Source organism: Sorangium sp. So ce836, assembly GCF_028553905.1.
In the GTDB taxonomy this organism is placed as follows: domain Bacteria; phylum Myxococcota_A; class Polyangia; order Polyangiales; family Polyangiaceae; genus Sorangium; species Sorangium cellulosum_D.
In genome coordinates this window covers 10,051,574-10,065,791 of sequence record NZ_CP102233.1, presented here as the reverse complement: position 1 = coordinate 10,065,791, position 14,218 = coordinate 10,051,574, and the positions used below count along the sequence as shown (strand labels likewise).

Here is a 14,218-nt window from a genome sequence, read left to right as displayed (position 1 = left end):
AAGGTCCCCGGCTGGAATCAGCTGCTTCCCCTGAGCGTTGTCCTGCCCGCGTATGCTCTGCCGCCAAACAAAAGCTGTCGCCTCGTTCCTCGTCGTGGCTTCGACCGTCCTCGCCGGCTGCGCGACCCACTACATCCCGAACACGGACGTCGTGGACAACGACGACAACCGCAAGATCATCTCGTTCTGCGAGAAGTACCGGAACGCGGTGGAGAGCAAGAACGTCGGCGCGCTGCTCCAGCTCGCCTCGCCCAAGTACTACGAGGACGGCGGCAACATCGACGCCTCGGACGACCTCGATTACGCCGGCCTGCGCGAATACCTCAACGGCAAATTCCAGGAGGCGCGCGCCATCCGCTACGAGATCCGCTACCGGCGCGTGCTCCGGGAGGATGACGTCATCTACGTCGACTACACGTACAGCGCCAGCTACCGCATCCCGGGCCGCAAGGGCGAAGAGTGGCGCCGCAAGGTCGACGACAACCGCCTCGAGCTGGTGGAGCACCAGAACGAGTACCGCATCGTCGCGGGGATGTAGCGCCCGGCCGCGCCGCCCTGCGGCGGGGGGCGCGGCGCTAGTTCAGCGCGCTCTTGGAGGAGGGCGCGTCGAAGACGCCCTTCTCCTTCGCGGCGGCGAGCACGCGGAGCGCCGTGCGGTAGCCGCGCAAGACGAGCGGCTTCGCGGCGAACCGGTTCATGTAGCTATAACGGCCGATCGCGGGCGCCACGTCGAGGAAGGTGACGTTCGGGTAGAGCTTCGAGAGCAGCTCGACACCGCGGCGCTCCTTCTCGGCCAAGAGGATGCTGAGCGACTGCCGGACGACGCCGGGCGCGCCGCTCCTCGCGATCGAGCGCTGCGAGTCGTCGCGCTCCTCGGGGCGGTAGATGTTCGAGATGATCACGATGTTCGCGCCGGCGTTCACGGCCACGTCGGCGGAGAGCGTCCGGATCACCTCGCCGCTCAGGTGATAGCGGCCGTTGATGCGGTAGGGCCGGAACAGGCCGGGTACGCAGCAGCTCGCGGCCACCGCCTGGCTGATCGGCGTGGCCTCGTCGTAGCCCGGGCCGAACACGACGCGCTTGGCGCTGTCCACGTCGACGGCGGTGACGTAGACCGCGTGCGGCAGCTGCCGGAAGTCGTTGATCGGCAGCGTCCGGCGCACGTAGCGCTCGAGCCGATCGATCGAGAACACCCCCGAGCAGAGGTACCCCGGGTCGAGCAGATCGCGCAGGGCGGGCGCGCCGAAGAAGCTCGACACGTGGAGGCGAGGCCCGCGGTGCCGTCGCCTCCACGGCAGGCGGTACGCGTCGAGCAGCACGTCGAGCGGGATGTCCTGCCCGTACGTCGCGCTGACCAGCGCGCCGGCCCCCGCGCCCACGTAGATCTCCGGATGGATCCCGAGCTCCTCGCAGGCCTTCAGCACGCCGAGGTGCGCCAGGCCGCGCGCCGCCCCCCCGGAGCCAACGAACGCGATCTTGAGGCGGCTCATCGAGCCCTGATCTTGTCGGAGATGCGGCACGAGCGCAAAGCCTACTGTAGCTGGAAGTCCTCGAGCAGCCGATAGATCTTGAATCGCGGGCCGTCTCGCCGCAGCCAGACCACGATCTCGTCGCCGAGCAACCGGTCCGCCGCGATCCGCGCGGTCATGATCGGCACGCGGATCACGATGTCCTGGTCGTCGAGCGTCTCCGGCTGGATCGCGGGGTGTTGCGGCGTCGCGAGCACGTCCTCCGCCCGGAAGATCTGCAGCTCCGATTCGCGGTAGACCGGCTCTCCGGCGAGCTTTCCGTACTCGAGCCGCCGGAACCGCTGCTCCCAAAAGAGCCCGGCGCTCGGCGGCTGCCCCGATCCGCCGGAGCCGGTGTGGATCGCGAGGGCGTCGCGCGTCAGCAGCTCGCCCAGGGCCTCGCTGTCCTCGGCGATGATCCGCTTGAAGAACTCGGCCACGACGTCCAGCGCCACGCCGACGCCGAGCGGCGTCCGGAGGGTCACGACGCGGTCCCTCACGTCTGCCTGGTTCGCGGGTCGCGGCGGGGCGCTCGCCAGATCGATCGCCACGCCGTCCGGACGGCGGCGATCGTCGGGGAGCTCGGAAGCGGCGGGGAACGAGGCCGGGCCTCCCAGCCCGCACCCGAGGAGGGGCGAGCCGAGGAGCGCGGCGAGGAGCAGCGAGGGGAGCGCCGGCGGCGCTCGCGAGGTGTCGGGGACGCCGGCCGGCGCTGCGTGCGCCGCGGCCCGTTGCGGGCCGTGGGGGCGTTCAGATCGGCTCGATCGCTGGAGCATCGGCGCGCGTGAACGTCACGATCGCACGCTCGCCGACGTGGGTCCACCCCGCGGGGCACTGGTCGTCGTCGAAGTCCGACGCGACGAGCGTGAGCCGGCTCGCGGCGTAGTCGGGCATGCGCATGCGGCCGAGGCCGCCGTCGCTCAGGAGCCGCTCCATGTCGTCGCTGCCCTGGTAGATGCGGTACGCCATCGGCGTGCCGCCGTGGGCCGCGAGCAGGTACTCCGGGTTGGTGACCACGATGTTCATCGCGCTCGGCCCCGCCCCTTCCTCCGCGCAGAGCCGATCGACGAGCGCGATGGAGGACCGGAGGGCCGCCCGCGCGCTCGCCGCGTCCACGTTGGGCCGATCGAGCTGGCCGCTGTCGTGGAGGAACGAGAGGAACAGGTGGAAGAGGATCTCGCTGTCCGTCTCGCCGCGGACGTCGCGCTGGAGGAACTGCGGCAGCGAGTCGCTGAGCTGGCTCCGCAGCCGGGCGAACCCTTCGACCGTGCCCGTGTGGGCGAACAGCCACTGCCGGTAGCGGAACGGGTGCGTGTTCTCGGTGCGCAGGCTGCCGACCGTCGCAGCCCGGACATGCGCCACGAGGATGTCGGCGCGCACGTCCTTGGTCATGTCGACCAGGCTGATCTCGGGTCGATCGTCGATCGGCCGGCGCTTGAGGAGAATCTCTCCTCCCTGGTAGAAGCCGACGCCCCAGCCAGGGATCACGCCCTCCTTTCGGCGAACCGTGAGGGCACGGTCTTCAAGCTCGATCGCACGCGCGCCGAGATCCGGACGGTTACCGATGAAGCCGACGAGACGAGCCATAGCTTTGTCCTCGCGAGTTGGGCCGGGGGCAGGGTCCGGCTCGCCGGTAGAGCGCTCCCTCATCTGCAAGCAGGGGTGGCTCCGTCGGTCGGCCGAGTGAGCGTGGGTCGCGCGTTGCGCCCTATGCTTTCTTGATACGACAGAGTCGCCCTGCAAGCGGAGCAAAAACGGATCCCCAGCGGCGACGCTCGTCGCGGGCACGGCCTGACCACACTGCCCGCCGCTCGTCGCGGCGGTCGCTGGTCGCGTTACCTCTCACTCATGCTCCTCGTCCCACGGAGCGCTCCCACCCGCTCCTCCTCCCCGCCTCCCCCCGCCTCCCCGCGCGCAGCGGCGAGCCTCATCCGCTTCTGCGCGTCGGCTCGTCGCGTCGGCACCGTGGCGCATCGCGCCGTGGCGCGCGCCCTCCAGCGCTCGGCCGCCCCGCCGGTAGCTCGCGCCGGTCCCGCGACGTGCGGCCGGCACAGGCGGTTGCTGCACAGCGGGCAGCGGCGCAGCGGCGCAGCGGCAGTCGCGCAACGTTTGCGGGGCAGAGCGCGGCGGGGGCGAGATCGGCCCCGCGCGGCGCGCGAGGTGAAGGTGAGACAGCGCGGCAGCCAGAAACCCGGCAGGATCTCTGACGCGCGGCACTACGGCGAGAGCCGATTCAGCATCCGCGGGAACGGGATGGTCTCGCGCACGTGGGGCAGACCGCAGATCCAGGCGACGCTCCGCTCGACACCCAGCCCGAACCCCGCATGCGGGAAGGTGCCATACCGGCGCAGGTCCAGGTACCAGCTGAACGCCTCGGGGGGCAGCTTGTGCGCCTCGATTGCCCGCTCGAGGGTGGCGAGATCGTCCTCGCGCTGCCCGCCCCCGATCACCTCACCGTAACCCTCCGGCGCCAGGACATCGACGCAGAGCGCGAGCCGGTCGTCCGTCGGATCGCGCTTCATGTAGAAGGCTTTCACCTGGGCCGGATAGCGGTGGATCATGACGGGGCGATCGTACCGGCTGGAGATGATCGTCTCGTCCTCGCCGCCGAGATCCTCGCCCCAGGGAAAATCGGGAATTCCAGTCTCTCCAGCCGTCTTGCGTTTCTCCGCGCGCGCCTCGTTCAGGATGGCGACGGCCTCGTCATAACGGATGCGCGGGAACGGCTTCTTGACGGCCTCCAGCTTCGTGACGTCGCGCTCGAGCACGGCGAGCTCGGGCCGGCGCCGCTCGAGGACGCGCTCGACGATGAAGCAGAGGAAGTCCTCCGCGAGGTCCATGTCGCCCTCGAGGTCCATGAACGCGACCTCGGGCTCGACCATCCAGAACTCGGCCAGGTGGCGGCGGGTCTTCGACTTCTCCGCGCGGAACGTGGGCCCGAAGCAGTACGCCTTCCCGAACGCGGCCGCCGCCGCCTCCATGTAGAGCTGCCCGGACTGGGTGAGGTACGCCGGGTCGCCGTGGTAGTCGGTCTGGAACAGCGTGCTCGTCCCCTCGCACGCGTTCGGCGTGAAGATGGGCGCGTCGACGAGCGTGAACCCCCGCCCGTCGAAGAAGTCGCGGATGGCCTGGATGATGGTGTGACGCACGCGCAAGATCGCGTGCTGCCGCCTCGAGCGCAGCCAGAGGTGGCGGTGATCCATGAGGAAATCGGTCCCGTGCTCCTTGGGCGAGATGGGGTACTCGCCCGTGGTGGGGCCGAGCAGGCGGAAGCCGGACGCGACGACCTCGAACACCCCGGCGCGCTTCGGGTGCGCCTTCACCTGGCCGGTGACCTCGATCACGCTCTCCTGGGTGACCTTGTCGGCGGCCGCGAAGACCTCGTCGCCGACGTCGCTCTTGGCCATCACGCACTGGACGGTGCCGAAGCCGTCGCGCAGCTCGAGGAAGTGGAGCTTGCCGCTCGAGCGCTTGTTGTAGAGCCATCCGCGGAGCACGACCTTGCCGTCGACATGCGCGCTGAGGTCGCTGGTAGCGATCACGGGCGAGTCCTGCATGGGTGCCGGAAATAGCACGGTTTAGTTGCGGCTGACGCCGGCTCCGGCCAAAAATGGCGCCATCGTGGCCCTCCGAAAGCCTCGCGCGCTCTGCATGCCTGCGTTGTCCAAGCTGCTCGCCGCAGGGGGCAAGCTGCTCGCCACAGGGGGCATCCTGCTCGCCGCAGGGGGCTGCTCGTTCCTCTACCCGGAGCTCGCGACCCGGCTCCGCGAGCCCCCTCCAGAGCTCGAGCTGCATCCGCCCCCGCCTGAGGACGTCCGGTGGCTCCGGGTCGTCCGGGCGAGGATCCCGGAGCGCACGCGGGACGGCCGAGCCTGGGATCCAGAGGCGGGAGGCCTCCCCGATCCGTATGCCCGCGTCCTGGTCAACGGCGAGGAGATCTTTCGGACCAAGGTGCAGGAGGACACCGTCGACCCGACGTGGCCCGATGGGCCGAGCGGAAACTTCCACGTCTCGCCCGAGGATCGGCTCCGGGTGGAGGTCTGGGAGTCGGACGCGCTCGTCGACAAGCCGATCGGGGTGCGCGACATCGGCCGCCCGACCGACTCTCAGCGCGCCGCCGGGGAGATCGAGGTCGAGCTCGACGGGGGCGGCTGGCTCACGCTGGCGTTCGAGCCGGCCCACGCCAAGCTCGGCCTCGGCTTCTGGTACGAGCTGCACTCGGGCGCCGCGTTCATCTCGCGGACGGTCGAGGGGGGGCCCGCCGAGCGCGCCGGGCTCCGCAAGGGCGACGAGGTGCTCGAGATCGCGGGGCGGCCCGTGCGACGCCTGTCCGTCGCCGCGATCCGGGGCGCGTTCGACGCCGCGCCGCGCGCCGGGCTCGTGCTCCTGGTCAAGCACGCGACGGGCGCCACCGAGCAGCTCAGGCTCCACGAGGGCCCCATCTATCCGCTGTTCGATCGCTACGCCGCCGCCGAGTAAGGAAGCCAGCGCGCCGTGAAGATCCCGCCGTTCGGGCTCACCACCCAGGAGATCCGCGAGGAGCTCTCCCCCCTGCGGAACGACTTCTCGATCGCCGTCTGCCGGGCGAAGAACCCGTTCAACATCGGCGCCATCATCCGCGTCGCGCACTCCTTCCTGGTGCGCGAGATCTTCTTGATCGGGACCGAGCCCTATTACGAGCGCGCCTCGATGGGCATGCAGAAGTACGAGACCATCGTCGAGTGCCCCGACGAGGCGGCCTTCCTCGAGGCGGCGCGCGGCCGTCCCCTCATCGGCGTCGAGCGCGACCACGCGCGGCGGACCCTCTGGGAGGCGCCGTTTCCCCGAGGGCTCGTCTTCCTGTTCGGCAGCGAGGACGACGGGCTGCCGCCGGCGCTGCTCGACGCGTGCGAGGACGTGATCGCGATCCCCATGTACGGGATCAACCACTCGTACCCGGTGGCGATCGCCGCGGGCATGACCATGTGCGAGTGGGCTCGGCGCCACGACCCGCGCGGCGGCGTCAGCCGCGCCGGGGCCTGAGGCGCGCTTCCGCGGGCCCGCCGCGCGCGAGGGGCCGCTACTCTCGGGAGCGCTCGAAGACGAGCAGCTCGCCCAGGAGGGCGTGGTCGAGCGTCCCGGCCGGGCGCATCCCGAGCTTCTCGATCACCCGGAGCGACGCGCGATGCCAGGCCGGCGTGGTGGCGATCACGCGCCTCACGTTCGCCTGCTGCAGCGTCCAGTGCAGGACGGCGCGCGACCCCTCGGTCGCGTAGCCCTGGCCCTGGGACCTCCCCTCGACGCCGTAGCCGATCTCCACGGTGCCGGTCGCGTCGGGCCGGCCGTTCAGCACCACGCTGCCCACGACGACGCGCTCCTCCTGCCCGCGCGTCACCATCAGCCGCGTGCCCCACAGGAAGGCCTCCGGATCGTCGCGCAGCCGGTCCAGCGGCGAGCTGAAGGCGCGCTCGACGAGCGCGCGCCCGGGCCAGGCGTCGGGGAAGCGCGCGCCGGACAGCGCCTCGGCCTCGAGGCGATCTCCGCGGATGACCGCCTCGAGCAGGGGCAGCGAGACCGGGGTCAGATCAAGGCGCTCGGTAGTCAGGGTGCTCATCGCGAACCTGCGCGGATCAGATCACGCGTCGCGGCCTGCCGGAAGTCGAAATGGAGAAAGGCCGGCTTCCCCAGGGGGAAGCCGGCCCTCACCCGACGGGCTTAGCTGCCCGCGCCGCGATCAGAAGTCGTGGCCGTGGCCCGCGTGGGCGCCGCCGGCCGCCGCCTTCTCCTCCTTCGGCCGCTCGGCGATGAGCGCCTCGGTGGTGAGCATCAGGCTGGCGACGCTGGCCGCGTTCTGGAGCGCCGACCGGACGACCTTGACCGGATCGATGACGCCCATCTCGAGCAGGTTGCCGTAGTCGCCCGACGCCGCGTTGTAGCCGAACGAGTCCTTGCCCTCGCGCACCTTCTGCACGACGATCGAGCCCTCCTCGCCGGCGTTGGCGGAGATCTGGCGGAGGGGCTCCTCGATGGCGCGGCGGATGATGTTCACGCCGAACCGCTGCTCGTCGTTGACCTGGATCTTCTCGAGCGAGCTCTGCGCGCGGATGAGCGCCACGCCGCCGCCCGGGACGATGCCCTCCTCGACGGCCGCGCGGGTCGCGTGGAGCGCGTCCTCGACGCGGGCCTTCTTCTCCTTCATCTCGGTCTCGGTCGCGGCGCCGACCTTGACCACCGCGACGCCGCCCACGAGCTTCGCGAGCCGCTCCTGGAGCTTCTCGCGGTCGTAGTCGCTCGTCGTGTTCTCGATCTGGGCGCGGATCTCCTGCTGCCGGGCCTTGATCTTGTCCTTCTTGCCCTGGCCGCCGACGATCGTGGTGTTGTCCTTGTCGATGATGACCGTCTTGGCGCGGCCGAGATCGCTGATCGTGACGTTCTCGAGCTTGAGGCCGAGCTCCTCCGCGATCACCTGGCCGTCCGTCAGGACGGCGATGTCCTTCAGCATCTCCTTGCGGCGATCGCCGAAGCCCGGCGCCTTCACGGCCGCGCAGTGCAGCGTGCCGCGGAGCTTGTTCACGACGAGGGTCGCGAGCGCCTCGCCCTCGACGTCCTCGGCGATGATGAGGAGCTGCTTCTGGCTCTTGGCGATCGCCTCGAGCACGGGGAGCAGGTCCTTCATGTTGGAGATCTTCTTCTCCGAGATGAGGATGTAGCAGTCCTCGAGGTTCGCCTTCATCGCCTCGGGGTCGGTGACGAAGTACGGCGAGAGGTAGCCGCGGTCGAACTGCATGCCCTCGACCACGTCGAGCGTCGTGTCGGCGCTCTTGGCCTCCTCGACCGTGATCACGCCCTCCTTGCCGACCTTCTCCATGGCGTCGGCGAGGAGCTTGCCGATCGTCTCGTCGCCGTTCGCGCTGATCGTGCCGACCTGCGCGATCTCCTTCGCGTCCTTCGTCTGCTTGGCGGAGCTGTGGAGGTGCCCCACGATCGCCTCGACCGCCTTGTCGATGCCGCGCTTGATCTCCATCGGGTTGTGGCCGGCCGCGACGAGCTTGGAGCCCTCGCGGTAGATCGCCTGGGCGAGCACCGTGGCCGTGGTCGTCCCGTCGCCGGCGATGTCGCTCGTCTTCGAGGCGACCTCGCGGACCATCTGGGCGCCCATGTTCTCGAAGCGGTTCTCGAGCTCGATCTCCTTGGCGACCGTCACGCCGTCCTTGGTGACCGTCGGCGAGCCGAAGCTCTTCTCGATGACGACGTTGCGCCCCTTCGGGCCGAGCGTGACCTTGACCGCGTCGGCGAGGGCGTTGACGCCCGCGAGGATCATGCTGCGGGCGGACTCGTTGTAGATGATTTCTTTGGCTGCCATGGTGTCTCTCCTAAGTTCCTGCTGTCGCCCGCGTCACTTCTCGATCACGCCGAGGATGTCGTCCTCGCGGAGGATGAGGTGCTCCTCGCCGTCGATCTTCACCTCGGTGCCCGAGTACTTGCCGAAGAGGACGCGATCGCCCTCCTTGACGTCGAGCTTGCGCACGGTACCGTCCTCGCCGACCTTGCCGTTGCCGACGGCGACGACCGTGCCCTCGATCGGCTTCTCCTTCGCGGTGTCCGGGATGTAGAGACCCCCCTTGGTCTTCTCTTCTTCCTTCACGCGCTGAACGATCACGCGGTCCTGGAGCGGTCGAATCTTCATGTTTGCGAATCCTCCGGGGACGAGCGGCCGCGTCCCACGAGACGGCAGGACCCAGACGGCCTGTCTGAGCGGCCGCAAGGTCCCATACGATTGCAGTCTGGGCACTTTGCTAGCACTCACCTCAGGGGAGTGCTAGCGAGCGCGCCGAAGATAGCCACCCCCTCCAGGGTGTCAAGCGCAGGCCAGTCCGGCATTTCGGGCGCTGGCAGCCAGGCGTCCGGGTGGCTGTAAGTTCTGGAGATTGCAAGGGAAGGCGCGGGGCGTGCGGCTGGGCTTGGCCAGGTCCCTCGGCTAAAGTGAGTGTATGAGGGCGGAAATGCGGCAGCACCGTGACGCGACGCCCTCACGGTCCCCTGCCCGAGGGAGGCCGACAGGACGTGTCTGGTTGACCTGAGCGCGTGGTGGCCCGGGTTCCTTCGGTATCCAGGGTGCCCGCGCAAGTGAGGTGCCCCCGTGAGCCAAGCGATCTCTGTGTCCCCGAGCATGACCCGCTACTTCCAGGAGGTTGTGGACGAGGCGCTCCGAGTTCGGAACGTCGCCGCGACCGAGGCGGCGTCGAGTTATCTGGTCGGTCTGCTTTGTGCCTTCGCTCACCCGGACGAGCACGCCGAGTCCACCTTCAACCAGCCCCTGACCTTTCTCCTGCGCGACGCCCTGGAGGCCTCCGGCGCCGAGCGCTTCCGGCGGCTGCGCAACCTCGGCGACGGCGTCCTCTACGTGGTCGGCTTCTTCGGCGGCCACATCGAGCTCAAGGGCATCGATCGAGGCTATGTGGTCGGGGTCGGGTCGACAGCCTACCACCACGCCGCCGCGATGCTGCGCCTCAACGCGCGCGGCGGCCAGGGCCCCGACGTCCTCGCCGAGATGGCCGAGAAGTTCGAGCGCTTCGTGAGCGTCTTGAACGATGTGGCCGACGGCACGCTCGCGTCCGGCGCTCGGGACGAGCGCTCGGTGCTCCGGATGTACGAGCGCTGGGCCCGCACCGGCTCCAGCCGGCTCGCCGAGGAGCTCGGGGCGCGCGGGCTCGTGCCGAGCCGGGGCACGGGCGGGCTCAACTGATGCGGGGCGCGACCTTCCCCGCCCGGATCCAGCAGCACCTCGCGCGCACCTACGCGCTCGACGACGCCCCCGCCGTCGACGATTTCATCCGGCCGACGGACGGCGGCGCGCGCGAGGCGCTGCTGATCCGGCACGCGGACGGGGACATCGAGGTGGCGCTGCACCTGCCCCGCCGCGCGATCACGCGCGGGCGGGAGGGGACGTTCGACGAGATCTGCCAGATCGTCGAGGGGGTGAGCCACTTCCTCTACGTGGCCGAGCGGGCGCGCAGGGAGCTGCCGGCGACCCAGCTCGAGCTCGAGCTCCAGGCCGAGGTGGACAAGTACGTGCTGCTCGTCCACGGCGGCCTGGCCGACGAGGTCGAGCTCCCGGGCCCGCCGCTCCGGCGCCGCCACGAGGCCGCGCCGCCGGGGCCAGCGCGCTTCGAGCCCGAGCGCGCCGCGCGGATCCGCGCCCACCTGTTCGAGCGCGTCACCTTCATGGATCCGCCGGGCACCGAGACCGGGGATCGCTACCGGATCGCGAACGAGCTGGCGGCGCGGTTCGTGGGCCGGCTGGAGGCCGAGCTTGCCCGCCGCGGCCGGCACGCCGAGCTGCTCGCCACGCTGCGGCGCTTCTACGCGGCGGGACAGACGGAAAAGATCGCCCTCGCGCGAGCGGCGTGATCGCGGCCTCGCCGGCGCTCGGGGTCGCCGCGGGAGGGCGGCTCCGAGCGCACGTCGCATCCATGTGGGCTCGTTCTCTCTTGACCGGTTCGCGCGCACGTACTCTCATCCGCATCCACGATGCCTTCCGCGAGCATGACGCCGCCCCGTGTGCTGGTGGCCGAAGACGAACCGGCGATGTTGAGCCTCGTTGCGCGCCACCTGAGGAACCTGGGCTTCTCCGTGATCGAGGCCTCCGAGGGCGACGCCGCCTGGGAGCTCGCGCGCGAGCACCAGCCGGACCTCGTGATCCTCGACGTGATGATGCCCGGCATGAGCGGCTGGGAGATCTGCAAGCGGCTGAAGAGCGACACGTCCGACGGCCGGCCGTTCGCGAGCACCGGCGTCATCATGCTCACCGGGATCGGCGAGAACCTGAACGAGATGACGTCGCCGCTCTTCGCCGCCGACGCCTGGCTGAACAAGCCGTTCGATTTCGCCGACCTCGACGCGCGGGTGCGCGAGACGCTCGCGCGCTACGCGAAGCCGCTGCCCGACGCGAACGGCAGCAAGGGCCAGCCGAGCGCAGCAGGCGAGGAGATCGAGGCGGAGCAGCCGTCCGGAGAGCGCGCGACGGGGGCGAAGAGATCCGCGGCGAACGGCGCTGCGACGGTCAGGGCGGCCGCGAAGACGTCCCCTGCGAAGAAGACCGCCGGGAAGAAGGCCGCGGCGAAGCCGGCTGCGAAGAAGGCCGCGGCGAAGCCGGCTGCGAAGAAGGCCGCGGCGAAGCCGGCTGCGAAGAAGACCGCGAGGCCGGCCGCGAAGAAGGCCGCGGCGAAGCCGGCTGCGAAGAAGGCCGCGGCGAAGCCGGCTGCGAAGAAGGCCGCGGCGAAGAAGCCGGCCGCGAAGCAAGCGGCGCCCAAGAAAGCCGCGGCGAAGAAGCCGGCAGCGACGAAGAAGGCGGCCGCCAGCAAGGCGGCACCCAAGAAGAAGACGAAGTAACCTAGCTGGACGCCTGCGCCGTGCGCGCGGGCCCGGTCAGGACGTTTCCACCGCATCCGTCGAACGCTCGTGCTCGTCTGCTGGCGCAGCGGCGCCGGGGATCCATGCGGTCGTAACCCGGAGGGAGGGCCCTCACGCGCGCCCGGCAGCGCGATCGACGCCGGCGGTCGCTGAGCGCTGAGGCTTCCCCGCGCGGGAATGATCGGGGTTCGCCGCGCGTCATGCCCTCACGCGTCGCGCGCAGCCTCCCAGGAACTTTCGGGCGTCCGACCCGTCAGCAGGTACAATGCTGCGACGTTTCCTCTTCGAGGGGCCCCGCGGGGGGCGTCCGGAGCGCTGGGCACCGTGAGCGACTCTCGCACGAAGCATCTGGACCGTATCCGTAGCGCCGCGTTCGCGGTCGAGCTGCGGCTCCGGGTCGCGCGCGCGCTGCGCGCGCTGCCGACCGCGCTGACCCTCGCGCTCGCGATCGCGGCCGGAACGCTCGCCGTCCACAAGGCGCTCCCGGCGCACCTGAGCGAGCCGCGCGCCAGGCAGATCCTGCTCGGCGCGGGGCTGCTCGTGCTGGCCACCGTCGCGCTGGCGATGCTGCGCCGCCTGCCCCCCCGCGCCGGTACGATCGCCCTCGACCGGCACCACGGCCTCCACGACCGGTTGACGAACGCCCTCGCCTTCGACGCGCTGCCCGCGGCGCAGCGGACCGCCCTGATGGAGGCGGCGATCGACGACGCCTGCGAGCACGCAAACGAGCTGCGCCCCGCCGGCGCCGCGCCGCTCGCGCTCCCGCGCGAGCTCTGGGCCTCGGCCGCGGTGGGCCTCGGCGTGCTCGCGGTGGCGCTGCTCGAGGTGCGCACCCCGCGGAAGCAGGCGCCCGTCGCGCAGACGATCGACGCGCTCACGATGTCGCCCGACGACATCGAGCTCTTCAAGGACGCGGCCAAGGCGCTCGACCGGCAGGATCAGAGCCCGGAGATGAAGTCCGCGGTCGAGCGGTTCAACCAGCTCATCGAGGACATCGCCAACAAGCGCCTCGACCGGACCGAGGCGTTCCGCCGCATGGAGGCGCTCGAGCGCGAGCTCCTCAAGGGCGCCGAGGCCGACCTGAAGGCGCTCGAAGAGGCGCTGAAGGAGACCGGGCTCGACCTCAAGCGGAGCGACCTGGCGAAGGGCGTGGGGGAGTCCCTCGAGAAGAAGGACCTCGAGCAGGCGAAGAAGGAGCTGAAGCAGCTCGCCGAGAAGCTCCGCGACAAGAAGCAGAAGCTCGACAAGGCCGAGATCGAGCGGCTGCGCAAGGCGCTCGCCGACGCGGCCTCGCGCCGCAAGGAGGCCCTCGCCGCCATCAACGAGAAGCGGGCCGAGGTGCGCGAGCAGCTGCTCAAGCAGAAGCAGAAGGCCTCCGCGAACGAGCGGCAGAAGTCCGAAGAGGAGCGGCTCCTCAAGAAGAAGGAGCGCGAGCTGGAGCGGCTCGACCGCGACGCCGAGCAGAAGGAGCGGACCGGGCGCCAGCTCGACCGGCTCGACCGGGAGCTCGCCAAGGCCGCCGAGGATCTGATGCGCGATCTCGGGATGTCAGCGGACGATCTCGAGCAGGCCGCCGAGGACATCAACCGGATGCAGCAGGAGGAGATGTCCGAGCAGGAGAAGGAAGAGCTGCGGCAGCGGCTCGAGGAGCTCCGGGAGCTCGTGCGCCAGCAAGGGCAGGGGGGCAAGCAGCGGATGGCGAGGATGCTCCGCTTCGGCAAGCGCGCGCGCGGCAACCAGGGCAGCGGCGAGCAGCAGCAGGGCCAGGGCCAGCAGGGCCAGGGCGACGGAGAGCAGGAAGGGCAGGAGGGCCAGCAGGGCCAGGGCGGCCAGGGCAAGGGCGGGCAAGGCCAGGGTCAGGAGCTGGTGATCGGGCCCGGTGGGAAGAAGATCCTGATGCCCGGCGGGCAAGGTCAGGGGCAAGAGGGGCAGGGGAGCGGCCAGGGCAACCAGGGCGGCGGCAACCAGCCCGGAGGCGACGGCGCCGGCTCCGGCCGCGGCGGCGAGATCGCGGGAAAGCGCACGGACCCGAAGCTGGGGACCCAGGACGTCCAGGCGCAGGGGCTCGACACCCAGCAGGGGCCCTCGAACAGCGAGGTGATCCTCAGCGCCGCCGAGCGGGGCTTCAAGGGGACCGGCTACAAGAAGGTCTTCACCGACTACCACACGGTCGCAGAGCAGCAGATCAACAAGGATCAGATCCCTGATGGATACCGGTTCTACGTGAACCGGTATTTCCAGCTCATCAGGCCGCGCGAGTGAGTCGAGCCGTCGGCTCGATCGTGACCGCGCCTCTACAGGCGCTCCGCGGCAGCGGG

The 14,218-nt window shown here is 70.4% G+C and carries 14 protein-coding genes; 7 read left to right on the top strand and 7 right to left on the bottom strand.

Annotated features, from left to right (window positions below; all coding sequences use genetic code 11):
• Positions 1-94 precede the first annotated feature (94 nt).
• Positions 95-538: a nuclear transport factor 2 family protein gene (locus tag NQZ70_RS36505; protein WP_237244359.1), complete on the top strand. Its 444-nt coding sequence runs from the start codon at positions 95-97 to the stop codon at positions 536-538.
• A gap of 37 nt (positions 539-575) precedes the next feature.
• Here the strand turns inward: NQZ70_RS36505 and NQZ70_RS36500 are convergent, their stop codons facing one another.
• From NQZ70_RS36500 to asnS, 4 genes are all read right to left on the bottom strand, one after another.
• Positions 576-1,490, bottom strand: coding sequence for a patatin-like phospholipase family protein (locus NQZ70_RS36500; protein WP_129578352.1), 915 nt, complete (start codon positions 1,488-1,490; stop codon positions 576-578).
• 41 nt (positions 1,491-1,531) lie between these two features.
• Positions 1,532-2,284: a hypothetical protein gene (locus NQZ70_RS36495; RefSeq protein ID WP_129578351.1), complete on the bottom strand. Its 753-nt coding sequence runs from the start codon at positions 2,282-2,284 to the stop codon at positions 1,532-1,534.
• On the bottom strand, positions 2,259-2,996 hold the full coding sequence (locus NQZ70_RS36490) for a class II glutamine amidotransferase (RefSeq protein WP_236644106.1): 738 nt from the start codon (positions 2,994-2,996) through the stop codon (positions 2,259-2,261). Before NQZ70_RS36490 ends, NQZ70_RS36495 begins: the two co-directional genes overlap by 26 nt.
• 728 nt (positions 2,997-3,724) lie before the next feature.
• Complete coding sequence (gene asnS / locus NQZ70_RS36485) at positions 3,725-5,065, bottom strand: asparagine--tRNA ligase (RefSeq protein WP_129578350.1); 1,341 nt, start codon at positions 5,063-5,065, stop codon at positions 3,725-3,727.
• Positions 5,066-5,159: 94 nt separating this feature from the next.
• Here asnS and NQZ70_RS36480 point away from each other — a divergent pair, with 94 nt between their 5' ends.
• Both NQZ70_RS36480 and NQZ70_RS36475 read left to right on the top strand, forming a co-directional pair.
• On the top strand, positions 5,160-5,987 hold the full coding sequence (locus NQZ70_RS36480; protein ID WP_237244358.1) for a C2 domain-containing protein: 828 nt from the start codon (positions 5,160-5,162) through the stop codon (positions 5,985-5,987).
• Positions 5,988-6,002: 15 nt separating this feature from the next.
• Entirely contained in the window at positions 6,003-6,530 is a 528-nt protein-coding gene (locus tag NQZ70_RS36475; protein WP_129578349.1) for a TrmH family RNA methyltransferase, read from the top strand.
• A gap of 37 nt (positions 6,531-6,567) precedes the next feature.
• Here NQZ70_RS36475 and NQZ70_RS36470 read toward each other — a convergent pair whose 3' ends face one another.
• The 3 genes from NQZ70_RS36470 to groES all read right to left on the bottom strand — a co-directional run bounded on the left by NQZ70_RS36470 (position 6,568) and on the right by groES (position 9,174).
• Positions 6,568-7,101, bottom strand: a complete 534-nt coding sequence (locus NQZ70_RS36470) for a GNAT family N-acetyltransferase (protein ID WP_129578348.1) — start codon at positions 7,099-7,101, stop codon at positions 6,568-6,570.
• A 120-nt stretch (positions 7,102-7,221) separates the two neighbouring features.
• Positions 7,222-8,850, bottom strand: a complete 1,629-nt coding sequence (groL, locus tag NQZ70_RS36465; protein WP_020738935.1) for a chaperonin GroEL — start codon at positions 8,848-8,850, stop codon at positions 7,222-7,224.
• A gap of 33 nt (positions 8,851-8,883) precedes the next feature.
• Positions 8,884-9,174, bottom strand: coding sequence for a co-chaperone GroES (gene groES, locus NQZ70_RS36460; RefSeq protein ID WP_061609505.1), 291 nt, complete (start codon positions 9,172-9,174; stop codon positions 8,884-8,886).
• Positions 9,175-9,627: 453 nt separating this feature from the next.
• Between groES and NQZ70_RS36455 the strand changes: the two genes are divergently transcribed.
• From NQZ70_RS36455 to NQZ70_RS36440, 4 genes are all read left to right on the top strand, one after another.
• Positions 9,628-10,233: a hypothetical protein gene (locus NQZ70_RS36455; protein ID WP_237244357.1), complete on the top strand. Its 606-nt coding sequence runs from the start codon at positions 9,628-9,630 to the stop codon at positions 10,231-10,233.
• A complete protein-coding gene (locus NQZ70_RS36450; protein WP_129578347.1) occupies positions 10,233-10,898 on the top strand; it encodes a hypothetical protein in 666 nt (221 codons plus the stop codon). The genes NQZ70_RS36455 and NQZ70_RS36450 overlap by 1 nt, the downstream gene beginning before the upstream one ends.
• Before the next feature lie 120 nt (positions 10,899-11,018).
• Positions 11,019-11,879 carry a response regulator transcription factor gene (locus NQZ70_RS36445; RefSeq protein WP_324293032.1) on the top strand — a complete coding sequence of 287 codons (861 nt, stop codon included), beginning with the start codon at positions 11,019-11,021 and terminating at the stop codon, positions 11,877-11,879.
• Positions 11,880-12,224: 345 nt separating this feature from the next.
• On the top strand, positions 12,225-14,162 hold the full coding sequence (locus NQZ70_RS36440; RefSeq protein WP_129578346.1) for a hypothetical protein: 1,938 nt from the start codon (positions 12,225-12,227) through the stop codon (positions 14,160-14,162).
• The last annotated feature ends 56 nt before the right edge of the window (positions 14,163-14,218 follow it).